Origin of the sequence: Micromonospora yasonensis, from assembly GCF_026013475.1 — a bacterium.
GTDB classification, from domain to species: domain Bacteria; phylum Actinomycetota; class Actinomycetes; order Mycobacteriales; family Micromonosporaceae; genus Micromonospora; species Micromonospora yasonensis.
In genome coordinates, this window is record NZ_JAPDPH010000007.1 from 37,089 (window position 1) to 61,348 (window position 24,260).

A 24,260-nucleotide genomic window follows, 5' to 3' on the forward strand; every position below is an offset into this window, starting at 1 on the left:
GGCGACCGCTGGTAGAGCGCCGAGGAGCAGGGCTGCGGTGGCCAGAACGGCGACCGGCCCGGCCCTCAGCAGTCCATTTCGCGTCTTGCGCATCAGGCGACGACCTCCTAGCTGACGGCGGCCGCGGGTGCTGGCCGCCGAGTGACGCAGTGTCAGGAAAACCGCAGGTAGGCGGCATCCTGCGATCATCGTCGATGTGTATCGATCTTCTCTCAAGCCCAGAAGCTGGGCAGATATGAGGCAAAACCGGTCCAATATCGAGCTTCACGTTTGAACGATTCACCGCTGATGTTGACCAGCCCTCGCGCAAGTTGATTTCCTTCTCCCATGAGCAGTCCTGGGGGGGATTTTGACGAGCAGCCGGTCATACTCTGTGTGACCGCCGACCGCAGCAAGCGGGCACAAGTGGCTCGGCTCATGAGCGGCAAGGGCGTCGTGCTGATGTTCCCCGACCTGCAGGCGGTCCGCACCTTGCTGTTCGACGACACCGGCGCCTCCGCGGCCCGCGAAACGGATCCGGTGGCCCTCGGGCGCCTGGTGGTCGACCAGCAGCGGCAACAGGCCAGCTGGGCCGGGCGCGCCCTCCCCCTGACCCGGCTGGAGCGAGACGTACTCACCGCCCTGGCCAACCCACCCCTGCGCGTCTGGACATATCAGCAGCTCTACGAGCGGGTCTGGGGGGCGGACTACCTGGACGACGCGGCAGCCGTCCGGTCCACCGTCAAGCGACTGCGTGCCAAGCTCCGCGAGGCGAACGCCACCATCGCGGTGGAGGCCGCACGGGGTGTCGGCTACTCCCTGGTGGACACCACCTCGCACGGTCGACACTGGTCGTAGGCTGCGGCCCGTCGGACGCGACGAGAGAGCCTGCCTCGCACAGCGGGCGCCCCGCCGGGACCGGTCGTGGTTGGTGCCGACCTAGACGCAGCACGGTAGGCACCGCCGGTCGCGGTAGGTTGCACAGTCATGGCCACGACTGCGGACGTCCGTGACGAACTCGCCAGCCTCGCCGACCCGCGCCGGGCGCAGGGAGTGAGCCGGTTTCTGCAGATGATTCCAGGCGGATATGGCGAAGGCGACCAGGCCATCGGCGTCTCCGTGCCGGAACAGCGCAGGGTGGCCGGCCGGTACTGGCGCGAACTCTCCCTGGCCGAAACGGCGATGCTGCTGAAGAGCGGCGTGCACGAGGAGAGGCTGACGTCACTCTTCATCCTGGTACGAAAGTTCACCAAGGGGGACGCGGAGGAACGGGGCAAGATCTTCAGCATTGTCCTGGCCAACACCGGCCGCATCAACAACTGGGACCTGGTGGACTCATCCGCGCCGTACATCGTCGGCCCCTGGCTGATCGACAAGGACCGGAGTGTCCTGGATCGGCTGGCCGAGTCGAGCCTGCTCTGGGACCGGCGGATCGCCATCATGGCAACTCTCGCCTTCATCAAAGCCGGCGATTTCCATTGGACCTTCCGGCTCGGTGAACGGCTTCTGCGTGACCCACACGACCTCGTCCACAAGGCGGTCGGCTGGATGCTGCGCGAGGTCGGCAACCGTGACAGAATGGCGGAGGAGGACTTCCTGGCCCGGCATTACCGGGTCATGCCACGGGTCATGCTGCGGTACGCGATCGAAAAGTTTGAACCGCAGCGACGCAGGGAGTACCTCTCCGGCCTGGTCTAGATGGATGGAAGCATGGTGCGAAAGATTTTTGCCGGCGCAGTCCTCGCCGCAGTGCCGGTTGTCTACATCTCCGTCGTCGTGCTTTATAGAACACCCCTCGCCGATGAGTTGAATTCGTTGGCGAGTGGGCCGGTCGACGAATTCGCGCCCCTTATCTTCATGGGCGGGATGCTGGCTTCTGTTGTTGCGTTCGGGTGGCTGATGAGAAGCGGCAACTCATAGGGTCACGGCTTGTCAGTGGTGTCCTGATTGGCAGCGTTCCGTGCCGGGATTGCCGACCTTGCGGTAGGGATTGACTGCGGCGTCAGTGGGAAGGCCGCACCATGGCCGCTCTGCGGGGGTCGGGCCGCCCGGCGGAGCGCTCCGGCCGGGCACGGGTGCTGCCGGCCGTACGGCGTTTTCTCGCCACCCGGCAGTTGGCTGCCGTTGCGGTGGTGTCGGTCCAGGCGGGGCTCGCCACTGCCGCCGCCTGGATCATCGCCATGGATTTCCTCGGCCGCGACGCGCCGGTCTTCGCACCCGTGGCCGCTCTCGCCACCATCGCCTCCGCGACCGGGCAACGCACCAGGCAGACCGTGGAACTACTCATCGGCGTCGGGCTGGGCATCACGGTGGCCGACATTCTGCTCTACTTCATCGGCAGCGGAGCGTGGCAGATCGCCGTGGTCGTCTCCAGTTCCGTCGCGCTCGGCCTGTTGGTCGCCGGCCGCAGCGGTGCCCTGGTCAGTCAGGCCGGCGCCACCGCCACGCTGTTCGCCACACTGGCCGGGAACCAACGCAGCCTTGAGCTACCCCGCATCATCGACGCCGCGGTGGGCACGTCGATCGGCTTTCTCGCCGTGGCGCTGCTCCTGCCCCTCGACCCGTTGGGGGCCGTCGACCGGGCCGCCAAACCGTTCTTCACTCACCTGGCCGCCGCCATTCACACGACCGCCCAGGCCCTGGCCACCGGCGACCGGGACCGGGCCATGCGAGCGCTGGACAGCTTCGACGAGGTCGCCATCGACTCCACGCGCCTCAACGAAGCCTTGCGGGCCGCCGAGGAAAACGTGACCATCGCCCCGTGGTGGCGCCGCCGGCGCGACCGCTACCGGCAGTACCGTGCGGCCGTCGATCAACTCGACGGCTTCACCACCGACATCCGGGTGATGATCCGCCGGATCGCCACCCTGCTCGAATACCGCGAACCTGTCCCGCGCCCGCTGCACCGGGCCGTCGACACCCTCGGCGATGCCCTGGCCCACCTCCACCGCGATTGCACCACCGCCCAGCCATCAGGACGGACCCACCAGTGCGTTCTCGAAGCCGCACGCCTGGCCGGCTACGCCGACAGGCACCAACCCTTCCCGTTCGGCGAGGCCGTCGTTCTGCAGATCCGTAGCGCCGCCAGCGACCTGCTGCGCGCCGCCGGCGTCACCCCCCAGCAGGCCAACCGCCTGGTCCGCGAAGCCGCAACGAAACCGGACGGCCGGTAACTGACTGGAGATACCGATTGAGGTCCGCCGTCCGGCCCCTCGTGGCGATTACTTCGGCTGCACGATCTGGATCAGATTGCCACACGTGTCATCGAACACGGCGGTGATGACCGGCCCCATTTCTACGGGCTCCTGCGTGAACAGCACACCGAGCTGCCTCAGCCGGTTGTGTTCCGCGGCGATGTCGTCGACGGCGAACTGCGTGAGGGGGATGCCGTCGCTGACCAGGGCCTCTTTGAACGCCTTGGCGGCCGGGTGCGCGTCGGGCTCCAGCAACAGTTCGACACCGTCCGGCTGATCGGGCGAGACAACGGTCAACCACCGGTACTCACCCACCGGCACCTCGGTCTTCTTCACAAAGCCCAGCACCTCTGTGTAGAAGCGCAGCGCCTTGTCCTGATCATCGACGTATACGCTGGTCAGGTTGATCTTCATGGCATCTCCTGTCGGATTCGGGCCGGAGCCATCGCTCGGCGATGGTCTGCAACGGCCGGATATCGATGTGGTGGAACTTGTAGCGGCCCTGCCGGCGGGTGACGATCAGGCCGGCGGCCTCCAGGACGTCAAGGTGCTGGGAGATCGCCTGGCGCGACGACGTGATCTGGTGCCTGGTGGCCAACCGGCCACAGATCTCGAACAGGGTCTGACCGTCACGTTCGGTCAGCTCGTCGAGGATCTGCCGGCGGGTGGGGTCGGCCAGTGCCTGGTACAGGTCACCCATGCAGCCCACAATAGGCAAGCGACAGCTTGCCTATCAAGAGGGCATGGTCGGCGCTTGAGCGAAGCGTACGGACGGTGGCGATGGTTCAGCAGGCGGCGCGTACGATCTCCCGCGCCGCACGGGCGAGCTCCTCGTCGTGCGGCCGGCCCAGCGCACGCGCGAGCTGGATGGTCCGGTCGAGCAGCGCCAGCGCCTCGTCATAGCGGCCCGTCGCGCGGCACGTCTCGGCGTAGGTGTGCAGGAAGTCGATCTCCAGCTGTACCTCGGCCAGCGGTTCCAGCAGTTCGAAGGCGCGCCGGTGCTGTTCGATCGCCCTCTCGGGTGAACCCATGATCCGCAGCGCGACCCCGAGATAGTTGTGGCACCACGCCTGGTTGTGTTGAAGGTTGTTCTGCTCGGACAGCCGCAACGCATCATGCAGCGTTCGCAGCGACTCCGCCGGGTCGTGCGATGCCAGTGCGACACCGAGGGTGACCAGCCCGGTGATCTGGGCGGGCCCGTCGGCCAGGGCGACGGATGCCCGGGCGAGTTCGACGGCTTCGTCGTGCCGCCCGAGGTGAAGGGTCACCCATCCGTCGAAGGCCAGGGCCTGTGATTGTCCGGCGTGGTTGCCGATCTTCTCGAACAGCTCGCGTGCCCGCCGGAACTGCGCCTGTGCCGCTGTCAGGTCGCCGAGATCCCGGCGCACGAAACCGATGCGCAGGGCCAGGCCGGCTGCGAGGTCGCCGTCGTCCGGCCCGGACTGCTCGGCCAGTTCGTAGGCGGAGAGCGCCTCGGCGAGGCGTCCGGCGGCGGCACGGGCGTAGCCGAGGTCCGCGAGCAGCGAAGCCCGCTGCTGGTCGCGGCCGAGCCGTGCCGCGGCGGCCGCGGCGGCTTCGAGCAGGCGCGCTTGGTCGTCGGTGCCGCGGTGCCGGAAGAACCAGACCCGCATGGCCTGCGGCAGTTCGGCCACCACCTCGTCCATCCCGAGCCGCACGGCGGCGTCGAAGCCGGCCACCAGGTTGACGTACTCCAGGTCGAACCAGGCCATGGCCTTCGCCGGATCTCCCGGCGAGGGTTGCTTACGGTGCGGTGCGGGCAGTGTCTGATCGTGGGCGACGGCCAGCGCCAGATAGTGCCTCAGGACCCGGCGCAGGGCGGCTTCGGTCTGTGGCTCCTCGTCGGCGGCGATGTCCGCCGCGTACTGCCGGATCAGATCGTGCATCCGGTACCGCCCGGGCGAGGGCTCCTGGACCAGGTGGGCGTCGACCAGCTCCTCCAGCGCCACGTCGACCCGGTCGGGTGGCAGGTCGGTGAGCGCACCCGCCACCGCCGCGTCGAAGTCGGCGCCCGGCAGGACGCCCAGCAGCCGGAACATGCGGCGCTGGACCGCCTCGAGCTGCCGGAGGGACATGCTGAACGCGGAGTCGAAGCGGCTGGGGGTGGTGCTTAGCCGCTCGGCCAGCACCCCCACCGTCCAGCCTGGGCGGTGGCGAAGCCGTGCGCCCGCCATCCGTAACGCCAGCGGGAGCCCGCCGCACTGCCGTAGCACGTGGCTGACCGCTTCCTCGTCGGTGAGCGCGAGCCCGGCCGCCCGGCCGAACAGGTGCGCCGCGTCGGCGTCGGCCAGTGGCTCCAGGGACACCGGTGGCACCCCGTCCAGGCTGACCAGCCGGTGGCGGCTGGTGATCAGGACCGCGGACTTCCCCGCGCCGGGGAGCAGCGGGCGCACCTGATCCGCGTCGACCGCGTTGTCGAGCACGACGAGAACCCGCCGGCGCGACAGCTCCGACCGCCAGAGCGCCGCGCGTTCGGCGGGGCCGGCCGGTGGGTGCGTGACGTCCAGCGCGCCCAGTAGCCGGCCCAACGCGGCGTGCGGCTCCAGCGGCTCCTGACCCGGGGTGAAGCCGTGCAGGTCGAGGTAGAGCCCGCCGTCCGGATAGGTCGGGGCGAGCCGATGGGCGACGCGTACGGCGAGGCTGGTCTTGCCCACGCCCGCCATGCCGTCGATGGCGGCCGCACCGGCCGTGTTCAGCAGCTCTTCGACCAGCGCGGACTCCGCTTCCCGGCCGGTGAAGTCGAACAGGTCGGCTGGCAGGTCGTTGCGGCGCGGGGCGGGCGCCGCGCCGGCTTTGGCCGCCTCGGCCCACACCGCCCGCAGTGGCCGGGGGTCGCGGCCCACGGCCCGGCACAGCGCCACGACGGCCTCCCATGGCGGCACGAGCTGACCGGTCAGGTACCGCGAGAGCGACGAACTGCTCAGGCCCGTCTGGCGGGCAAGGGCGCGGAGGCTGAGCCCGCTCAGCTCCTTGATCCGGGCGAGCTGAGCCACCAGTCGCTCCTGGGGGCTGGACACGCGCAACACCGTACCCGTCCCGGCCCGCGCAACCGGACCGGCGGTGCGTTTGCGCTGCTAGACGGGGTTCTTCGTGTCCCACGGTGTCCCACGGGCCGCGCTGGCCCCGGCATCCCGATGGTCGGATGACTCCCGTCAGCAACACCCGTGACGAAGGAGAAGCGATGTCGACCGAGCGCATGCCGAACCCGGCCGTTCTGATCCCCGAGGCGATGGCGGCCCTGATGGCCGTCAACCGGGCCGTCGCGGGCGCCGGAGTGGACGGCAAGGTGCTGGCGCTGAGCCACCTGCGGGCCAGCCAGATCAACGGCTGCGGCCCGTGCGTGGCCGGGGGCGCGCACCAGGCCCGGCAGCACGGCGCGACCGCAGACCAGCTGCACGCCGTCGCCGCGTGGCGGGAGACGCCATGGTTCAGCGACGAGGAGCGCGCCGCGCTGGCCCTGACCGAGGCCGTGACGCGGCTCGCCGACCAGCCGGACCCGGTGCCGGACCAGGTGTGGGACATGGCCGCCACGCACTTCGACCAGAAGGAGCTGGCCGCGCTGCTGCTCAACATCGCGATCACCAACGCCTTCAACCGCCTCAACGCGCCGACCCGCCAGCAGGCCGGCAATTGGTGATATTTGTTCCCGAAACGCGACTAGTACCCGCCTGTAGCCACACGTCACAGAAAGAGGAATTGTCATGGCGACCACCACGAAGACCACCGCCGCGAACGGCAAGAAGTACGACGGCTTCACCGCTGAGGAGCGCGACGCGATGAAGGAGCGCGCCAAGGAGCTCAAGACGAGCGCTCGGCGGGGCGCCAAGACCGACACGGAGAGCGAGGTGCTCGCGAAGATCGCCGAAATGCCGGAGTCCGACCGGGCGATCGCCGAGCGGTTGCACGCCGTGATCAAGACCAACGCGCCGGTCCTCACCCCCAAGCTCTGGTACGGGATGCCCGCCTACGCCCGCAACGGAAAGGTGGTCTGCCACTTCCAGCCTGCGGCCAAGTTCAAGACGCGGTACGCAGTGCTCGGCTTCAGTGACGGGGCGAACCTCGACGAGGGCACCATCTGGCCGACCTCGTACGCCCTGACCGAGCTGACCGCCGACGACGAGGCGAGGATCGGCGCGCTCGTGAAGCAGGCGGTGAGCTGAGGGCCGGACGGAGGGGGGTGGCTCTGGCTACTGGCACGGGCTGGCACGCCGCCATCTGATCCCGCGGCTCGGGCGGCTCATTGAGGGGTGGGGCGGCTAAGCCGCCCCACCCCTCAACCTTCAAGATCAAGACTTCGGTAGGCCGGCGTCACCAAGTGCCGTCGACCTCCTCTGTCGTCTTTGCGGCACTGCCCGTCACCATATCCAGGGTGATAACTATTGGTACCTGGGTGAACACTGAGAGCGAGTTTGGATATCGGCCGCCGCGCTGGGAGGTACGTCCATGGCAGAGACCGCGACCACCGGGCGAGACACCGAGGCTGAACGACCCGACTCGCCCGCGGAGTCGGTGTTGCCCGAGTTGCGGGCGATGTGGTGGGAGACCGGGGTGCGGGCACGGGCGCAGGCCGGCTTGTTCGCGGTGTTCGCCGAGCTCCCCCGGCTGGTCTGGGCCGCCCTACAGGTCAGTTGGCGCGCCGACCGCAGCCGCACATCGATAGTGGCGGCGACGACGGTCGGGGCGGGGGTGATGGCGGCGTTCGGGCTCCTCGCCACGCAGCGGGTACTCGTAGAACTGTTCGCTGGAGGACCGACCGCGGACAAGGTGGTGGCGGCGCTGCCGGCGCTGGCGGCGCTGGCCGCGGCGACCGCGCTGCGCGCGGGCATGGCGACAACGATGGGTTACGCCCAGAACGGCCTGAATCCGAAGGTGGACCGGGATGTGGAGCGGGGCCTGTTCGAGATGACCACCGCCGTGCGGCTGGAGGCGTTCGACGCCGACGCGTTCGCTGACGACATGGAACGCGCCTCCCGCGGTGCGGACTCCACCACCTCGCTGGTGCAGTCGTCGATGAATCTCCTCGCCGGGCTGGCCGGGCTGCTCGCCGTGGCCGTCGCCGTCGTGGTGATCCATCCGCTGCTGCTGTTGGCACTGCTGGTGGCAACGGTGCCGAACGCGTGGGCGTCACTGCGGGCCGGGCACCTGCGCTACCAGACCTACGCCGCGGGCTCGGTACGCCGGCGCCGCTTGTGGCTGCTGCACCGGCTGATGGCCGAACGCGACTCCGCGCCCGAGTTGCGCTCCTACGGGCTGCGCCGCTTTTTGCTCGACCAGTACGACCGGGTCATGGGCGTGGAGACCGACATACAGCTCGCTCTGGCCCGGCGGGTCACCACGACCACCACCGTGGGATCGATGATCGCGGGGGTGGCCACCGCCGTGGTCTACGTGCTGCTCGGGCTGCTGCTGGTCGACGGGCAGATCCCCCTCGCCGCCGCGGCGACCTGCGTGGTGGCGGTGCAGTCCGCGCAGCGTTCGCTGGCCGTCGTCACCTTCCAGGTCGACCGCGTCTACACCGAGGGCCAGCACTTCCGCGACTACACCGGATTCATGACCCGCGCCGTCACCTACCTACCCGACGAAACCACCCGGACCGCGAGCGCGGCCCCGGACCGGCTCCGGGAGTTGAGCGTCGAGGAGGTGAGCCTGTGCTACCCCGACCGGGACACCCCCGCCGTCGACCAGGTGACACTGACGATCCACGCGGGGCAGACAGTGGCGTTCGTCGGCGAGAACGGCTCCGGCAAGTCCACACTCGCCGCGATGATCGCGATTCTGCGAGCTCCCACCGCGGGGACCATCCGCTGGAATGGCCGGCTGCTGTCGGACTGGGACGTCGACGCGCTACGAGCCCGCATCGCGGTCGTCACGCAGGAGTACCACAAGTGGCCCTTCACCGCCGCGACGAACATCGCCATCGGTGACATCGGCACCGAACACTGCCAGGAGCGCATTGAGACGGCCGCCGCCCGGGCCGTCGCCCACGACATGATCACCGAACTGCCGCACGGGTACGAAACCCTGCTCGACCGCACCTTCGCCAACGGCCAGGACCTCTCCGGCGGGCAGTGGCAGCGCATCACCGCCGCCCGCGGCTTCCTCCGCGACGCGGAACTGCTCATCATGGACGAGCCGTCCTCCGCCCTCGACCCGCGCGCCGAAGACGCCCTCTTCCAAGCCATCCGCGACCGGCAAGGCCGCGCCACCACCATCCTCATCACCCACCGGCTGGCCAACGTCCGCCACGCCGACCGGATCTACGTCCTGCACCACGGCCGCCTCGTCGAGTCCGGCAGCCACGACGAGCTGATGGCCGCCCGCAGCCGGTACGCCGAGCTGTTCACCCTCCAGGCCGCCGGCTACGACACCAGCCAGGCGGCCAGCGCGCCGCTGCCCCGCCAACCGACATCTGCTTGAGGACACCAACGGCGAGCCTTTCACCGATGCGCTCTGGCGGCGATGGCCGGCCCCGCGCGGAGGGCCGCGAGCTGGATCTGCAACGCCAGCCTGGTTCGCGGTGACTCGAGGTCGATGGTGACGACCTCGGTGAGGCGGCGCATCCGGTGTCGGAGGGTGTTGGGGTGGACGTGCAGCTCTCGGGCGGCCTTCTGCGGGTCACCCTGCTGGTCGAGCCAGGCGGAGATGGTGGCGACGTAGTCGGTGCCGCGGTTGCGGTCGTGGGCGACGAGGTCGGGCAAAGGACCGCCGACGAGCAGGTCGACCTGTGGCACTGCGGCGACCACCCGGTGTACGACCACCTCGGCCCAGAGGTCCTCGAACCGGAGCACCGGGCCCCGCCGGTGGGCCGAGTCGTGCAGGGCGAGCAGTTCCGCCGCCTCGACGCGGGAGCGCGGCAGGTCCGTCAGGTGTGCGGCGGTGCTCCCGGACGCAGCGTGCAACCCCGGGTCGTGCTCGGCGATGTCGTGGATCAGCCGCTCCAGCCACCGCCAGGAGCCCGCCGACTCGCCGGCGTCGACCACGACGGCGAACAGGAGGTCTCCGACGTCGGTGATCAGCGGCTGGTGCCAGCCATGCCGACGGGTGATCGACTCCCACAGGGCCAGGTTGTGCACCATCTCCCCCGTCCCGCCGTGCGCGCCGAGCGCGACGACCCGCCATGGGCCGTCGGGCAGGCCCAGGTCTTCGCGGCTCATCCGGCCGGAGGCCCGCAGGGCGGCCCGTAGCCGGTCGGCCGACACCCGCCGGACGACATCGGCCTGTACCCGCAGGCGCAGCAGGTGCAGGGCCAACACCGAGGCGGCAGCCTGGAGATCGCGCAGGCGTTCCTGGGGCACCGGCCCCTCGACCACGGCCCAGATCGAGCCGAGCAGCTCACCTCCGGCGCGGATCGGGATGACGAGGCGGGGCAGCGTGCCGTCCGGACCCTGCGGCACGAAGATCAGCTGACTGCCCGTCGCGATCTTGCGGAAGACACCGCGGGAGCGGAAGTGCGCGATGACGTCGCCGGGCACACGGCGTCCGACGATGGTCGAGACGCGTGCCGGGTCCGTGCGGTCCTGGCGGGATGAGTAGGCGATCACCCGGTACTGGGCGTCCTCGATCGTCACTGGCGCGTCGAGTACGGCGGCGGTCGCGTCGGCGAGGGCGAACAATTCGTCGTACACGCCGGCTTCACCGGTCTCGGGCGGGCCCGGCGCGGCGGCGCGGTCGATCACCCCGCGCAGCAGCCAGACGAGCTGCGCCCAGGATCCGTGGCTCTGCAGCTCGACCAGGGTCAGGTGGCGCTCGGCAGCCGACGCCATCACCACCGGATGCGCGGCCAACGGAGGCTTGAGGACGAGGCCTGCCGCGGCAACCGCGGCGCAGCGCTCGATCACGGCGAGAGCCTGCTCCGGCGTGGTGACACCGGCACCCAGCACCAGGTCGCCGCTCTGGCCCGTCGGTGCGTCGTCGAGTTCGGCGATGGTCACGTCGCGGACCTCCGCGTCACCGGCGGGCACGACGATCTTGAGCAGGGCGGCACCGACGGCATCGGCCACGCCAGCGGTGGTGATCATTGCCGAATTATGCCTGCACGTTGTCCCGCCAGGCCAATCGCCACGATCAAGATTGGCCTGGCCGAACAATGACGTTCGGTCACGCCGGGGACAGGATGGGCCGGATCCCAGGTGCCCTGAAGGAGAGAGATCGGATGCCTGCCATGAGTTCCCCGCCTTCCCCCCAACGCGTCGCCGTCGTCGGCGCCGGCATGGTCGGGTTGGCCACCGCCTGGTTCCTGCAGGAGCGAGGGGTGCAGGTCACGGTGCTCGACCGTACGGGGGTGGCGGCGGGCGCGTCGTGGGGCAACGCCGGCTGGCTCACCCCGGGCATCACCACTCCCCTGCCGGAGCCGGCGGTGCTGCGCTACGGGCTGCGCGCCGTCCTGAGCCCGTCGTCGCCGGTCTACGTACCGCCCCGCGCGGACCTCCGGCTGCTGCGGTTCCTGACCGGCTTCGCCCGGCACAGCACCCCCACGAAGTGGCGGACCGCGATGCGCGCCTACATCCCGATGAACCGGCGCGCGTTCGAGGCGTTCGACGCATTGGCGGACGGCGGGGTCGCGTCGATGACGAACGAGGCGAAGTCGTTCATCGCCGCGTACCGGACCGAGGCCGAACGGTCGGTCCTGCTGGACGAGCTGGCGCACATCCACGCCGCGGGTCAGGGAATCGAGTTCGACGTCCTCACCGGGGCCGAGGCGCGCGAGGTGGAACCCGCACTGTCGGACGCCATCGGCGCCGCCATCCGGCTGCACGACCAACGGTTCATCAACCCGGGGCACTACGTGCACGCGCTCGCCGACTCCGTCCGCGCCCGCGGAGCGTCGCTGGTGACCGGGACGGAGGTAGTGGACATCCGTGACGAGAGCGCGGCGGTCCGGGTGGTGACCGCCGACGGCGCGGACGAGCGCTACGACGCGGTGGTGCTGGCGACCGGCACGTGGCTCGGCGACCTGGCGCGGCGCTTCGGCGTCCGGACCGTCGTGCAGGCCGGCCGGGGGTACAGCTTCAGCGTGCAGATCGAACACGTTCCCGCCGGACCCGTGTACTTCCCGGCGCAGCGCGTGGCGTGCACGCCCCTCGGCGACCGGTTACGCGTCGCCGGGATGATGGAGTTCCGCAGCGCCGAGGCGCCGCTGGACCCACGCCGGATCCTCGCGATCGCCGAGGCCGCCCGTCCCCTGCTGCGCGGCGCCGACCTGGACGCCCGGGTCGACGAATGGGTCGGGGCCCGGCCCTGCACCCCGGACGGCCTTCCCCTGATCGGCGCGACCAGGTCACCACGGGTCTTCGCCGCCGGTGGTCACGGCATGTGGGGCATCACCCTCGGCCCGCTCACCGGGAGGCTGCTCACCGAGCAGATCACCACCGGCCGGCAGCCCGAGGAGCTCCGGCCGTTCGACCCGCTGCGCTGACACCTCGTCGTGCCGGCGTTCCGTCACCGTCGCTCGACAGCACCACGGCCCCGCTGATCGGCACTGCGGGCGGAGCGCCACAGCGCTCCGCCCGCAGTCATTTCCGACCCGGAAGGAAACCGATCATGTACGCCGCGAGCAGGCAGGACGAGCTGGGTGTGCTGCGCATCGTCCTGGAGGAGCAGTACGAGCGACACAGCACCCAACTGGCGCTGCTGGCCCGCCAGGCGCGGCAGGCGCCCGGTGACGGCGCCGGCCTTGACGCCGCTTCCGCACTGGCCGCCGCGTCCCGACGAGCCCTGAGCGACATCGCCCGGGCACTGCACTACCTGGAACTGGGCCACTACGGCAGCTGCGTCAGGTGTCACCGCGACATCCCGATCGAACAGCTGGCGCTCCGGCCGGCGGGGCGGTTCTGCATCACCTGCCAAGCCGGCACCACCCCGACGTCGCCCACAGCGGGCCCACCTAGGCGTACGCTGTACGGCCACGGGTAGCGGGCTCACGGGTGTCGGGTGCGGAGCTCGTCGACAAGATGGGCGGTGGCTAAATCCCTGGTCGGCCGATAGGCGTATCACCGATGATTGCGGCCATGGCCACGACCCGACGAGCTGACAGCTGCACCCCCGGGACGCTCGATGGCCACTTGGGTGGCAATGCCGCCTCGATCCGGGCGACGACCCGCGCCCTGGCGAAGGTCGAGTCCGCCATGGCCGTGGTGCTCGTCGAGGGCATCAGCGACCAGATCGCCCTGGAAACGGCCGCAGTGGGCCGCGGCCGGGATCTCGAGGCGGAGCGGGTCGTGATTGTGCCGATCGGCGGGGCGCACGCGATCAGCCGCTTCCTGACGAGGTTGGCACCCCTGGGCACTCGGGTGCGACTTGCCGGCCTGTGTGACGTGCGCGAGGAGGAGGTATTCCGGCGCGGGCTGGACGTGACCCGTGTTGGCTCACCCCGCACGCGCACCGACATGGAGCACCTCGGGTTCTACGTCTGCGTCAACGATCTGGAGGAGGAGCTGATCCGCGCCCTCGGCACCGCACGGGTCGAAGCACTCTTCGACTCGCAGGGCGACCTCCGATCGTTCCGCTCGTTCCAGAGCCAGCCCGCGTGGCGCGGCCGGGAGCCCGAAGCGCAGCTGTGGCGCTTCCTGCGCAGCAGCTCACGCCGTAACCTGCGCTACGCGCGGCTGCTCGTCGAGGCGGCAGTTGGCCGGGATATCTTGCCGCGGCCGCTCGACGCGCTGCTCACCACCGTTTGACCCACGAAGCTCAAGCCTCGATCGTCTGCCCCTGGATCTCCGTCGCGGCGGTGACGAGCCAGAATGCCCCCTTCAGCTGTACGCCGTCGGGTTGCTCGTAGTTGCCCAGTGCGGTGGTGAGCGCGATCCGCGCACGGGTGGCGGCCTTCCGGTCACCGTTTTCGAGCAGTGCCCGTGCCGGTCCGCTGCCGAGAACGAGCTGAGCGGCGTCCGCGGCGTCGTGTCCGTAGGTCATGGCTGGGTCGAGGCCGGTGATGGTGATGTCGCGGAAGCCGGCCGCGGTCAGCAGTTCGTCGATGCGTTGGGGGTCGGCGAGGGAGAACATGCCCGGCTCGTACGTCGCCCTCGGATCGCTGCGCGGGACGCGGCCGGCCAGCGCGGTCATGAATACGGTGAACCACTGCTGGTCCCCGACGGCTCGCGCGCAGGTGAACGCCAGGCGCCCGCCGGGCCGCAGCGCGTGCGCGATGTTGGTGAAGGCCGCCGCGGGGTCGGCAAAGAAGGTCAGTCCGCCGCGGCTGAGGGCGACATCGAACTCGCCGGGCGGAAACCGGTATACCTGTACGTCGCCCTGCTCGAACCGGACGTTGGTCAGCCCTTCGCCGGCGGCGTGGGTTCGCGCTGCCTGCAGCATCGGGCCGGACAGGTCGACCCCTGTCGCGGATCCGTCCCGGGCGCGCCGGGCGGCCAGCCGGGTGGTCTGGCCGTTACCGCAGCCGAGGTCGAGCACCCGGTCGTCCGGGTTGATCCCGGCCGCCGTGAGAAGCGCTTCGTTGAGCTCCGCGCTGACCGCGTCCCACTGGGCGGCGTGGTCGGCCCAGTGCCTGCCTTCAGGCCCGTTCCACGCCTCGGCCTGCTCAACGTTGACGATCGGCTGCATGTGCCACCTCCGAGGTTGCCGCCTGACCGGGCCGCCGCCGGCCCGGTTTGAAGACGCCGAGGACCACGTTGATCCCCAGGAACAGCAGTGCCGTGGCCGGTGCCGCCACCGCCACGACCCGGTCGCCGCGTGGCATGCCGAGCGGCGACGACCCGACCGCCGCCGCGGCGGCTGCGTGCCCGAGCCGGGGTACGAGCAAAGCCAGGGCGGCTGCGGCGAGTACCGCCGCGAGCGCGAGCTTGACGGTGACCCAGCCGTGCCGCAGTGGCCGCCACGGCCCTGCCGCCGCCAGGGCCAGGCCGCTCAGCACGCTGCCGATCGCCAACGGCGCGACCAGCCACCGGCCGAGCAGGTACGCCGCCGGGTACACCGCGTGCGGATCGGCGCCGCGCAGGCCGGACACACCCAGCGCCAGGAGCGCCGCGTCGGCACCCAGCGCACCCACCGTGACGATGACGTGGGCGGCCAGCAGCAGACGACGAGAACCCGGGGGCAGGTACATCGGATCTCTCCCTCCCGTTGACGTGGCCACAGCTGTGGGCCATGGTGGACACCCGTACGATGTCGAACACGATGTCCGAGTATGGTCGCGGGCAGGGAGCCGGTTCAACGATCAGAACAGCGCCACGATCCGTTACCGGACATCCGCTGGCTACTGTTCGCAAAGTGGGTGGGAGATGCCGGGACAAGACCGCCGGGTCCGGCGCAGCCAACGCCTTCTTCGTGAGGCGCTCGTCGCCCTGATCCCGGAAAAGGGCTACGACCGGATCACCGTGCAGGACATCCTCGACCGCGCCGACGTGGGACGCTCCACCTTCTACAGCCACTACCGGGACAAGGACGACCTGCTGCTGGCCGGCTTCGACGACCTCCGCACCGACCTGAAGCGCGACCTCGACGCCCTCAGCCCCGGCGTGCCACCCCATCCGACCAGTCCGACCGGCGTGATCTTCGCCCACGCTTACCGCCACCGAGACCTCTACAAGGCGCTGTGCGGCCGGCGCGGCGGCACCGTCGCGCAGCGCCACCTGCACCGGCTCGTCAGCGACCTGCTCCGCGACCACCTGCGCCCGCACATCGAGACCGCCGGCAGCGACCTGCCGGTCGACGTCGCAGCCGCGTTCTACACCTCCGCGGCCCTCGGCATGCTCACCTGGTGGGTCGACCAGGACTTCCGGCCCGGACCCGCCGCCCTCGCCAGCATCTATCAGCGGCTCGCCGCACCCGGCCTGCTCGCCGCACTCGCCGCGCCGGCATCCACGCCACCATCCTCGATCGAGAAGCACACTGGGACGTCCCACGGGCGCCCGGCACCGGGCTGACCATCACGGTGGCCCGCGCCCTGCTGCCTCGTACCAGGGCACTGCTCGGCGCGGTCCCGCGAGCTGCGATGGGTAGATTTCCCGGACTCCTCGCGGTCGATGCGGTCTCGAGCTGTCGCCCGCTGCCGACTGGTGTCGACACGCGTCGACGAGTTGCCCGGCTGTCCGGGCCCGGCCGCCTGCGACTGCCCTCGTCCTGGTCTGCCAGCGACGCCTGTACTTCGGCTCGCCTCGACCCCGGCCAGAACCCAGGCGGCTCCCCGGCGTCGAAGTTGGCACTAGCGCCAACAGGTTTGCTGTGGAAACCTATTGGCATGACCACTGATTCGGTACCCGCCGGTGGCGATCCCCGGCGGCTGTTGTCGGAGGCGCGCGGCCTCGCGCGCCGGGTGCGGGTCGACCAGCGGGTGACCTGGTTCGCGCTGCTGGTGCTGGCCGCGGTGACGTTCGTGGGGATCTGGTTCGACTGGTACTTCCTCGTCCTCCACTGCGTGGGCGACGGCACCGTGTGCCAGTTCTCGCGTCAAGGCGTGCTGTACTACTGGCCGCCGGCGCTGCTGCTGGCGTACGCGGCGATCGCCGTCTGCTACGTGCGGGTCGCCCGGGTGCGGGGGCTGGGCGCCCGGGTGCTGCCGTACGCGCTCACCGGTGTCGCGCTGACCGTCCTGTTCACCGCCGCCTGGGTGGCGGCGCGCCTGTACTTCCCGAGCCACCCGCACCAGTTCCCGTACTGGGTGCTCGTGCTGGACCGGCTGATCGCACCGTGGGGCACGATCGGGGTGGCGCTGCTGGTGCTGGCCCGGCTGGAGCGCAACGTCGGGCTGCTGGTGTTCACCCTCGGGCTACCTGGCGGTGGCACTGGTGCCGATCGACCTCGGCTGGCACTGGCAGGGCCAGAACAGCACGGCGTTCCTGCCGCAGCAGATCATCAACGGCACCGTGCTGCTGCTGGGCGCGATCGGCTTCCGGCTGGCCGACCGGCGGCGCCGGTGACCGCCGAGAACGGGGCCCCGGAACCGCCCGAGCCCGCCCACCCGGTCACGGGGCTGGACGAGGTGGTGCACCAGCGGGTACGCCTCGGCATCCTCACCATCGCGCACGAGGCCCGCCGGGTCGAGTTCGGCTACCTGCGTACCCAACTGGACCTGACCGCCGGGAACCTCTCCAAGCACCTGAGCGTGCTGGATGCGGCCGGCCTGATCGAGGTCGAGAAGGGCTACGAGGGCAGGCGTGGCCGTACCTGGATCACGCTCACCGCCGCTGGCAGCACCGCGCTCACCGACGAGATCGAACGGCTCAAGCTGCTCATCGCCCGCGTCGAGACCACCGACGCCCCGGAGGACCGATGAACAGCGCACTGACCCGCCGACACCTGCTCGACATCTGGCTCAACGTACTCGACGCGCCTTCAGGTCGGGCGGTGGACGTTGGCGTCTCGGGCGCGGGCTACGGCCTGGGCCCGGTCTTCGACGCCGAGTTTGAGCAGCACGTTGGAGACGTGGTTCTGCACCGTCTTGGGGCTGATCCCGAGCCGGGCGGCGATCGCTTGGTTGGACTGGCCGGCAGCCATCCGGGCCAGGACATCGAACTCGCGCTCGGTGAGCTGCGGAAACGGGTTGGCCGGGTTGGTGTCGGCGAGCGCGGCGAACATCCGGCTTCGCCGCTGTCCCGAGGGCAACTGGGAGATGCGCCCCTCCACCCAACCGCTTCATAGGCCGGCCTGCGGGTTTCCAAAACCCGCACGCCACCGGCTACCCGGTCGACGTGGAATTCTGGGGTGGTGAGGCCGAGTCCTGCTGCCCGCCGAACCCGCCTCAGCCCGGCAAGTAGCAGAGAATAGAACCGATGCGTAGCGACTGGACCGCTCTGCCCGAGAGTGTCACGACAGGGATCGCCGAACGGATCGGTGGAACCTTCGACGTAACCCCGGCTTCGAGTGGCAACCATGCGGAGATCGCCTCGACGGTCACCGGGCCAGCCGGACCGGTCTTCGTCAAGGCGACCTTGGGAGAGTTGAGCGTTCGGTCAATGCGCTACGAGATGGCGGCAACCCGGGCCATCGATCGGCACCCGCCCGAAGTCCTGTGGCAGTTCGAGTCCGATGGCTGGCTAGTGGTGGGGACCGAGCATCTTGCCGGTCCCCACCCCGACCTGTCACCCGGCAGCGCGGATCTCGATCTGCTCGCAGTCACGCTGAAGGCACTTCAGGAGACTCCCGCGCCGGGCGAGCCATGGTTCACCCCGACAGCCCGGCTCGGGTTCGCGCACCCGGCGATGGACGGCGAGACACTAATCCACTCCGACCTCAACCCGGCCAACCTGATCGTTACCATGCAGGGCCTACGGATTGTCGATTGGGCGTGGGCAACCAAGGCGGCTCCATGGGTCGAACTCGCGTTGCTCGTCCAGTGGCTGATCGGCAGCGGCCACAGCGCCGAACAGGCAGAAGAATGGCTAGCGCAGTTTCCCGCATGGACGGCGACTGACCGCGAGGTCTTGGACGACTTCGCGTCAAGAAACGCATCGAAGTGGTCGGCGAAGTCCCGGCAGAGCACCAAGGGCTGGGTACACGACCTCGCGATGTGGACCGGCGAGTGGGCGGCCCACCGGACCGACGGCCATCAGTCACGCCGGTGATCCATTGCGGGCCGCCCTCTCGTCAGGCGGGTGCCGGTAACGGTACGGCCCAGCTCCACGATCAGCCGGCGGGCCCAGTCGGGAACGGTAACCAGTACCGCCGCCGGGTGACCGACAACGGTCGAACACCAGAGCCGAACTGCCTGCTCCCAATCCGCGCCCAATTTAGGGGGCAACAGCGCAGAAGCCCGTTACCGGTGGTTCCGGCGACGGGCTTCCTACCTGCCTACATTGGTGGTGGGCGATACTGGGATCGAACCAGTGACCTCTTCGGTGTGAACTCTCGGCGAGCGGGTCGGATCAGGCTTGATGCAAGGTCAGACGGCCTGCTGACGCGCTTCTCGGCCCGGTTCGGCTGGCACTGTTGCTGTACTTCGCTGCTGTACTGCTGGCGTGGACCGGTCGGCCTCCCTGACCCATCCGAGAAAGCGGCGGTGCAGCACGCCGGCCGGCGTCCAGGGCATGTCCTCGGTCGCCTGGACGAGGTAGGAGCCGAGGTAGAGGGCCAGCGACACCGGGGCGTCGGCGTACTCCGCCCGTAGCTCCCGTCTGCGAGTTGGGCAGGGCCAGGGCAGGTCGCAGCCTCCGCAGCTCCAGATCGGCATGACGGGGCCGTGGGTGGTCACCGCACGCCCTCCAGGAACCGGGTGGTGATGATCCGGGCCTGCCGGCTGGTCGCCCATTCCACCTGCCAGCACGGGTACGGCGTCAGCCGCGACCACCAGGCTCGGCAACCGGCGCACATGCCGTCGAGCCCACGTACGTGCACCGCGAGGATCGCCTGCACCTGCCCGTCGTTCACTACTCCCCCTCCGTCGGCCAGTGGCCACGGTTGATCGGAATCCGGTGCCGGGCGCGACATGGCAGCTCGGCTCCGCACCGGCAGACCCGCCGCCATCGCCGCCAGCACCAGACCGGCCGATGCCGCCTCGCGAGAGTCATCGCTGCGGCGAGCAGGTAGTCCTCGTACGAGACACGCCGCACCGGATCTCCCCCTCGGGCCTCGGCGACGGCACGGCGGCCGGGCCTTGGCTGGTCATCCGATCGCCGCGCCTGCCGATTTACCGTACATACGTAGGACTGTAGATACAATAATCTGTAGAGCTGTTGGACACGTAGCGTCACATTCGTGATCGACCCCAGCGCGGATCGCGCAGTGTTTCGGCAGCTCGCCGACCTACTGCGCAACCGGATCATGTCCGGCGACCTCGCGCCCGGCGCGTCGCTGCCCAGCGAGCTGCGACTGGCTCAGGAGCATGGACTGAGCCGGACAAGCGTCCGGCAGGCCATCTCCCTACTCCGGTCGGAAGGGCTCGTGACCGTCCAACCCCCGCGCGGCACCTTCGTCCGCAGCATGGAACCGACCGAGACGGTGACCCTACTCAAGGGCGACACCGCCTCCGCCCGGATGCCCACCCCTGCCGAACGCAAGGAGCTGGACATCGGCGAAGGCGTCCCCGTCCTAGTGGTGTTCCGCGCCGACGGCTCCCGCGAGCTGTACCCCGCCGACCGCATCCGCGTCGGCCGCTGATCTACGCATTACGAGTCGGCCCCCGGGTGCTGGTCCGCCGCCTGGTCCTCCTCCTCGACCTGGTGCCTGAGTCCGCGATTGTCCGCTGCTGCTCGCCGGTTAGGCTGCTCGCTTGGCTGCCCGGCGAGCCCGAACGCCTTAGTCCGTAAGAGTCGGAACGCCGCGAGCCAGTCTGCTCAGACGGCGTGCACCAACCGGAAGCGCTCGAGCACCACCAGTGTCTCGTCGTCAACGATGAAATCGGGATCGCCCAGCTCTGCACGCACTTCCGCGCTGTGCCAGAACGCCTCGTGCCCTGCTCGCCACTGCGCCACCGACTTGTCTCCCTCGCCCTCGTCCAAGGCGTGTTGCAGGTCGACATCGGCGAGCCGTACCACCCGCACCTCGGTCAACTCAATCACCGCTACCCGCCGGTCCTCAGAGTCCACCACCGCCGATCGCTCGCCGACCTCCGGCAGTGGTTCATTCGCGCATTCGTAGCCGACCAGCAGTGCGGAAGTGGTGGTCTTCGCGCCGGACAGGATCGCGGCCACCAACTTGTCCCGCAGCGGCCCGGGGAACGCGAACTCAGCACGCGGAAGATCATCGAGTTCCATCCGGGAAGGGTACGCGAACTGGCCAGCCGCGAGCGACCTCTCGCTTACAAGGCGGTTTCCGGCGACGGCCGCGGCGTCCGTAACCGTTCGGGACGTCCGCGACCTTTGCTTGATCCGTCCGGTGGTGTCCGCCGACGGTCAGCTCCGTTGATGTCAGCTGCGGATGTCAGCCGAAGCGCTGAGCTCCGACCGCCACGCCGGCACGGGAAGCCGGCAACCTCACCGACGGTGCCAGCGGCCCGGCACTAGGTCTGGCGAGAGGAGTAGAGGCAGACGTGGTTGAGATAGGTGGGCGTTTCCCGTCGAGGCTTGCGACCGGCAGGTGAGGTGAGAGCGTCCCAGTCGTCGGCGCTCATCGGGAATGGCCCCCAGTGCGGCAGGTAGAAGGGTCGCCGCGGTGGGGCGGCCACCGTGAACGGCTTGAACTCCGGATCCGCGATCACGCGATAGACGAACTCGGCCGTCGATATGTCGAGCTGGTGCCACGGCTCGATGCCGTCCCACCGAGCGACCACAGGCCACCGGTCGGTCTCCACGGCGCGGTCCGCCAGCCAGTAGTACTCCCCTTCGGTCTGATCGCTGCCCCATTGGATCAGCCCCGACCCCCTTGTCAGGCTCGTAAATCTCGTAGGGGGCCCACAACCGCGCGGAGTCATCACGGCTTGTCCACTGCCGGAAAAAATCCCACGTCCGAAGCAGCGGCTGCGCGTGATCGTCGGTCGGCCGCAGAAGGTCCAGGTACGCGTAGAACGCCCCCGGCACGAACCGCCGGCACAGCTCCTTGAAGTCCGATGGCAGGGCGACGCCGAGTTCCGCCTCCACCTGCTCCCAGTCGGCGCCGCCCTCAGGCTCGTGGCGCCATCCGGTCACGTCGATGATCCGGTCGATCCACGTCAACTGATCATTCACGGCCGGCAAAGTAACAGCACAGGCGGACATCCCCTCGCCTGCTCGTCACCCGCCCGCTGACCATTGCTGTACTTCGCTGCTGTACGGAAGCAGAAAGGCCACCTCCCGAACCCGGGAAGTGGCCTTTGACCTGCGTGGGCGATACTGGGATCGAACCAGTGACCTCTTCGGTGTGAACGAAGCGCTCTCCCGCTGAGCTAATCGCCCTCAGCGCCGATGACTCTACCTGATCGAGACCGCGGACCAAAAACCCGGGGTTCAGTGCGTCGCGAGGTAGTGCAGGACCTGTGCGACGAGGTCGATGCCGAGGCTGTACTTCAGCGACAGCCACACCACGACGGACACGAAGACGAGCCCGACGACGCCGAGCACGAAGCGCACTCCGAGCGACCGCCTGGTCACCCAACGCGTCCAGGCGTGGACGTTGCGGCGGGTGAAGGCGAGCAGCCGGCGGGCCCAGTGGAACTCGACGGCCCAGACGCCGAGGCCGGCGATCACCAGCAGCCAGCCGGGGCCGGGCAGCGGGATGAGGGCGATACCCACGGTGACGATGATCGCGCCGAGGGCGCCGATGAAGATCTTGAGCGCGATGCGGCCGGTGGGGTTGGCCCGGATCAGCTCGAGGGTGGTGTGCAGCCGCCCCCGCCAGCCACGGCGACGGCGCTCCGCGAGCGAGACTCCGCCACCCTGCGGATCACTGTCGACTGGCACCTCGTTCCCCCGCCTTTCGGCTGCTCGGGCCGCTCCTTTCGGTGGGCCGGCCATGGTCGCGACGGGTTCCTCAGTGGAGCCGAGGACCATTTCCACCCCCAGTGTCGCCCGGGACCGTCACCCCTGCTGACGACTGGACGTTACCGGAGTAAGTCGACGACTGAACCACCCGTTGCCGGGCGGGATCACGGACTGGGCGAAGCGGAATCCTACAAGAATTTTCACGTTCTCGGAGGCGTTCCAACCCCCTTCCCACCACTGGGTGAAGTCAGCGTATGGCGGAGCGTAGCCAGGAGTAGCGCCTGAGTATGGGAAAAGCGGGACACGCGCGTTCCGCAGCGGTGCCGGGGGGAGAACGTCCATGAGTGTCATCCGACCGACGACCGTAGAGGTCGAGACGTCGCTAAGGCTCGTCGCGCCTGACGCCACCGCATTGCCGGTGCGTGCCAGTCTGCGTTACGACCCTGCTGACCCGTATGCGGTCCACGTCCTATTTCACGCCGAATCTGCCGGCGGCGAGGCGGTGAGCTGGTCGTTCGCCCGCGAACTGCTGGTCACCGGGCTCGACGAGCCGGCCGGCATCGGCGACGTCCGGGTGTGGCCATGGGCCACCCCGCGCGGCGACTTCGTCGCGCTCGCGCTGTCGTCCCCGGACGGCAACGCCCTCTTCGAGGTCCCGCGCAGCGTTCTCGTGCGCTTCCTGCGCCGGACCTACGTCGTCGTCCCGCGCGGCCGCGAGGCCGAGCACCTGGACGTCGACACGGCGGTGAACCGGCTGCTCGCCGGCCGCTGACGACGTACCACGGGGCCGCGCGGATCTGCCGAGTCCGCGCGGCCCCGGGCCGTCAGCCAGGGGTACGACGTCAGCCGTGCGTCGTGATCCCACCGTCGACCGGGATCACCGCCCCGGTCAGGTACGCCCCGGCCCGCGACGACAGGTAGATCGCGGCACCCGCCATGTCCTCGGGCCGGCCGATCCGCCCGAGTGGCACCTGCTGCTCGATCGCCGCCCGGGACGCCGGGTCGTCCAGCGCGAAGGCCATCATCTTGCTCTCGAACGGCCCCGGCGCGATCGCGTTGACCGTGATCCGCTCGCCGGCGAGCTGGTGGGCGAGGTTGCGGGTGAGCATGTGCACGGCCGCCTTGGTGGCGGAGTACGCGTACACCTCCATCCACGGCACGCGGAGGCCGTCGATCGACCCGATGTTGATCACGCGGGCCGGGTCGTCGGCGGTGGCTGCCGTGCGTAGTGCCGGCAGCAGCGCGGTGGTGAGCCGGAAGACGGCCTTGACGTTGACCGCCCAGAGCTTGTCGAAGGCGCTCTCCGGGTACGATTCCAGCGGCGCGCCCCAGGTGGCGCCGGCGTTGTTCACCAGCACGTCGAGCCGGTCGCCGGTGCGTTCCCGCACGGCCGCGGCCAGCCCCAGCGCGCCCTCGTCGTGGCTGAGGTCGGCGGGGATCGCCTCGCACGAGCCCTCGGCGGCGAGTTCCTTGGCCACGGTCTCGCAGACGTCGGCCTTCCGTGCGGAGATGATCACCTTCGCGCCGGCCTGCACGAAGCCCCGGGCGATCATCAGCCCGATCCCTCGTGAGCCACCGGTGACCAGGACCGTCTTACCTTCGACCGAGAACAGATCCGTCATGCCCATCCCATCGCGAGTCGGCGGTGGTCGCGGGCCGGTCCGGCGGTCCGGCGACCCTGGCGCTACCGATCGGTAACCTAACTGTCCCGCGTCCGGGGCGACAAGACCGGCCCCGAGCGGTGGAAATGCCGAGATGCAGGATGCACCTCGGCCGGTTAACGTCG

27 protein-coding genes, 1 tRNA gene and 1 pseudogene are annotated in these 24,260 nt (G+C 69.6%); 15 read left to right on the forward strand and 14 right to left on the reverse strand.

What is annotated here, in order from left to right:
* Positions 1-375: 375 nt before the first annotated feature.
* The 4 genes from ONA70_RS03090 (at position 376) to ONA70_RS03105 (ending at position 3,152) form a co-directional block, all read left to right on the forward strand.
* The gene (locus tag ONA70_RS03090) at positions 376-837 is read left to right on the forward strand and encodes a winged helix-turn-helix domain-containing protein (RefSeq protein WP_265004777.1); all 462 of its coding nucleotides are present in this window, start codon (positions 376-378) and stop codon (positions 835-837) included.
* A 129-nt stretch (positions 838-966) separates the two neighbouring features.
* On the forward strand, positions 967-1,677 hold the full coding sequence (locus ONA70_RS03095; protein WP_265004778.1) for a DNA alkylation repair protein: 711 nt from the start codon (positions 967-969) through the stop codon (positions 1,675-1,677).
* 12 nt (positions 1,678-1,689) lie between these two features.
* Complete coding sequence (locus ONA70_RS03100; protein ID WP_265004779.1) at positions 1,690-1,899, forward strand: hypothetical protein; 210 nt, start codon at positions 1,690-1,692, stop codon at positions 1,897-1,899.
* Between the two features lie 101 nt (positions 1,900-2,000).
* A complete protein-coding gene (locus ONA70_RS03105) occupies positions 2,001-3,152 on the forward strand; it encodes an FUSC family protein (RefSeq protein ID WP_265004780.1) in 1,152 nt (383 codons plus the stop codon).
* Between the two features lie 48 nt (positions 3,153-3,200).
* On the opposite strand, the gene ONA70_RS03110 is transcribed toward ONA70_RS03105, so the two are convergent.
* The 3 genes from ONA70_RS03110 to ONA70_RS03120 form a co-directional block, all read right to left on the reverse strand.
* The gene (locus ONA70_RS03110) at positions 3,201-3,587 is read right to left on the reverse strand and encodes a VOC family protein (protein ID WP_265004781.1); all 387 of its coding nucleotides are present in this window, start codon (positions 3,585-3,587) and stop codon (positions 3,201-3,203) included.
* Positions 3,553-3,873 (reverse strand): ArsR/SmtB family transcription factor, encoded by a 321-nt coding sequence (locus tag ONA70_RS03115; RefSeq protein ID WP_265004782.1) that lies wholly within the window; start codon positions 3,871-3,873, stop codon positions 3,553-3,555. Before ONA70_RS03115 ends, ONA70_RS03110 begins: the two co-directional genes overlap by 35 nt.
* A gap of 85 nt (positions 3,874-3,958) precedes the next feature.
* Positions 3,959-6,208 (reverse strand): ATP-binding protein, encoded by a 2,250-nt coding sequence (locus ONA70_RS03120; protein ID WP_265004783.1) that lies wholly within the window; start codon positions 6,206-6,208, stop codon positions 3,959-3,961.
* Positions 6,209-6,372: 164 nt separating this feature from the next.
* Here ONA70_RS03120 and ONA70_RS03125 point away from each other — a divergent pair, with 164 nt between their 5' ends.
* From ONA70_RS03125 to ONA70_RS03135, 3 genes are all read left to right on the forward strand, one after another.
* The gene (locus ONA70_RS03125) at positions 6,373-6,828 is read left to right on the forward strand and encodes a carboxymuconolactone decarboxylase family protein (RefSeq protein ID WP_265004784.1); all 456 of its coding nucleotides are present in this window, start codon (positions 6,373-6,375) and stop codon (positions 6,826-6,828) included.
* A gap of 64 nt (positions 6,829-6,892) precedes the next feature.
* Complete coding sequence (locus ONA70_RS03130) at positions 6,893-7,351, forward strand: iron chaperone (RefSeq protein WP_265004785.1); 459 nt, start codon at positions 6,893-6,895, stop codon at positions 7,349-7,351.
* A 370-nt stretch (positions 7,352-7,721) separates the two neighbouring features.
* Complete coding sequence (locus ONA70_RS03135) at positions 7,722-9,608, forward strand: ABC transporter ATP-binding protein (protein ID WP_265004820.1); 1,887 nt, start codon at positions 7,722-7,724, stop codon at positions 9,606-9,608.
* Between the two features lie 20 nt (positions 9,609-9,628).
* On the opposite strand, the gene ONA70_RS03140 is transcribed toward ONA70_RS03135, so the two are convergent.
* Positions 9,629-11,209, reverse strand: a complete 1,581-nt coding sequence (locus ONA70_RS03140) for a PucR family transcriptional regulator (RefSeq protein WP_265004786.1) — start codon at positions 11,207-11,209, stop codon at positions 9,629-9,631.
* 143 nt (positions 11,210-11,352) lie between these two features.
* On the opposite strand from ONA70_RS03140, the gene ONA70_RS03145 reads away from it, so the two are divergent.
* From ONA70_RS03145 to ONA70_RS03155, 3 genes are all read left to right on the forward strand, one after another.
* On the forward strand, positions 11,353-12,606 hold the full coding sequence (locus ONA70_RS03145) for an NAD(P)/FAD-dependent oxidoreductase (RefSeq protein WP_265004787.1): 1,254 nt from the start codon (positions 11,353-11,355) through the stop codon (positions 12,604-12,606).
* Positions 12,607-12,731: 125 nt separating this feature from the next.
* Positions 12,732-13,103 carry a TraR/DksA family transcriptional regulator gene (locus ONA70_RS03150; protein ID WP_265004788.1) on the forward strand — a complete coding sequence of 124 codons (372 nt, stop codon included), beginning with the start codon at positions 12,732-12,734 and terminating at the stop codon, positions 13,101-13,103.
* Positions 13,104-13,198: 95 nt separating this feature from the next.
* Entirely contained in the window at positions 13,199-13,867 is a 669-nt protein-coding gene (locus ONA70_RS03155; RefSeq protein ID WP_265004789.1) for a TOPRIM nucleotidyl transferase/hydrolase domain-containing protein, read from the forward strand.
* 10 nt (positions 13,868-13,877) lie between these two features.
* On the opposite strand, the gene ONA70_RS03160 is transcribed toward ONA70_RS03155, so the two are convergent.
* Both ONA70_RS03160 and ONA70_RS03165 read right to left on the reverse strand, forming a co-directional pair.
* Positions 13,878-14,747 carry a class I SAM-dependent methyltransferase gene (locus ONA70_RS03160; RefSeq protein WP_265004790.1) on the reverse strand — a complete coding sequence of 290 codons (870 nt, stop codon included), beginning with the start codon at positions 14,745-14,747 and terminating at the stop codon, positions 13,878-13,880.
* Positions 14,725-15,249: a hypothetical protein gene (locus ONA70_RS03165; RefSeq protein ID WP_265004791.1), complete on the reverse strand. Its 525-nt coding sequence runs from the start codon at positions 15,247-15,249 to the stop codon at positions 14,725-14,727. The genes ONA70_RS03160 and ONA70_RS03165 overlap by 23 nt, the downstream gene beginning before the upstream one ends.
* Positions 15,250-15,424: 175 nt before the next feature.
* On the opposite strand from ONA70_RS03165, the gene ONA70_RS03170 reads away from it, so the two are divergent.
* Both ONA70_RS03170 and ONA70_RS03175 read left to right on the forward strand, forming a co-directional pair.
* Positions 15,425-16,069: a TetR/AcrR family transcriptional regulator gene (locus tag ONA70_RS03170; protein ID WP_265004792.1), complete on the forward strand. Its 645-nt coding sequence runs from the start codon at positions 15,425-15,427 to the stop codon at positions 16,067-16,069.
* Positions 16,070-17,058: 989 nt separating this feature from the next.
* On the forward strand, positions 17,059-17,418 hold the full coding sequence (locus ONA70_RS03175; protein WP_265004821.1) for a transcriptional regulator: 360 nt from the start codon (positions 17,059-17,061) through the stop codon (positions 17,416-17,418).
* Between the two features lie 59 nt (positions 17,419-17,477).
* Here the strand turns inward: ONA70_RS03175 and ONA70_RS03180 are convergent, their stop codons facing one another.
* Positions 17,478-17,768, reverse strand: coding sequence for a response regulator transcription factor (locus ONA70_RS03180; protein ID WP_265004793.1), 291 nt, complete (start codon positions 17,766-17,768; stop codon positions 17,478-17,480).
* Between the two features lie 146 nt (positions 17,769-17,914).
* Between ONA70_RS03180 and ONA70_RS03185 the strand changes: the two genes are divergently transcribed.
* The gene (locus tag ONA70_RS03185; protein ID WP_265004794.1) at positions 17,915-18,706 is read left to right on the forward strand and encodes a phosphotransferase family protein; all 792 of its coding nucleotides are present in this window, start codon (positions 17,915-17,917) and stop codon (positions 18,704-18,706) included.
* Positions 18,707-19,023: 317 nt separating this feature from the next.
* Here ONA70_RS03185 and ONA70_RS36655 read toward each other — a convergent pair whose 3' ends face one another.
* Both ONA70_RS36655 and ONA70_RS36660 read right to left on the reverse strand, forming a co-directional pair.
* Positions 19,024-19,332 (reverse strand): hypothetical protein, encoded by a 309-nt coding sequence (locus tag ONA70_RS36655; RefSeq protein WP_319956145.1) that lies wholly within the window; start codon positions 19,330-19,332, stop codon positions 19,024-19,026.
* Positions 19,329-19,646 (reverse strand): annotated as a pseudogene (locus ONA70_RS36660) (hypothetical protein); the annotation flags it as partial. The gene ONA70_RS36655 and the pseudogene ONA70_RS36660, both read right to left, overlap by 4 nt.
* A 189-nt stretch (positions 19,647-19,835) precedes the next feature.
* Here ONA70_RS36660 and ONA70_RS03195 point away from each other — a divergent pair.
* Entirely contained in the window at positions 19,836-20,237 is a 402-nt protein-coding gene (locus tag ONA70_RS03195) for a GntR family transcriptional regulator (RefSeq protein ID WP_265004796.1), read from the forward strand.
* 176 nt (positions 20,238-20,413) lie between these two features.
* Here ONA70_RS03195 and ONA70_RS03200 read toward each other — a convergent pair whose 3' ends face one another.
* The 4 genes from ONA70_RS03200 to ONA70_RS03215 all read right to left on the reverse strand — a co-directional run bounded on the left by ONA70_RS03200 (position 20,414) and on the right by ONA70_RS03215 (position 22,453).
* Positions 20,414-20,833, reverse strand: coding sequence for an ASCH domain-containing protein (locus ONA70_RS03200; RefSeq protein WP_265004797.1), 420 nt, complete (start codon positions 20,831-20,833; stop codon positions 20,414-20,416).
* A gap of 245 nt (positions 20,834-21,078) precedes the next feature.
* Positions 21,079-21,369 (reverse strand): hypothetical protein, encoded by a 291-nt coding sequence (locus ONA70_RS03205; RefSeq protein WP_265004798.1) that lies wholly within the window; start codon positions 21,367-21,369, stop codon positions 21,079-21,081.
* A gap of 508 nt (positions 21,370-21,877) precedes the next feature.
* Positions 21,878-21,949: transfer RNA gene (locus ONA70_RS03210), tRNA-Val, on the reverse strand.
* A gap of 51 nt (positions 21,950-22,000) precedes the next feature.
* Positions 22,001-22,453: a TIGR02611 family protein gene (locus ONA70_RS03215; protein WP_265004799.1), complete on the reverse strand. Its 453-nt coding sequence runs from the start codon at positions 22,451-22,453 to the stop codon at positions 22,001-22,003.
* A 361-nt stretch (positions 22,454-22,814) separates the two neighbouring features.
* Here ONA70_RS03215 and ONA70_RS03220 point away from each other — a divergent pair, with 361 nt between their 5' ends.
* On the forward strand, positions 22,815-23,246 hold the full coding sequence (locus ONA70_RS03220; RefSeq protein WP_007457244.1) for an SsgA family sporulation/cell division regulator: 432 nt from the start codon (positions 22,815-22,817) through the stop codon (positions 23,244-23,246).
* 70 nt (positions 23,247-23,316) lie between these two features.
* Here the strand turns inward: ONA70_RS03220 and ONA70_RS03225 are convergent, their stop codons facing one another.
* Positions 23,317-24,096, reverse strand: a complete 780-nt coding sequence (locus ONA70_RS03225; RefSeq protein WP_265004800.1) for an SDR family oxidoreductase — start codon at positions 24,094-24,096, stop codon at positions 23,317-23,319.
* Between the last annotated feature and the right edge of the window lie 164 nt (positions 24,097-24,260).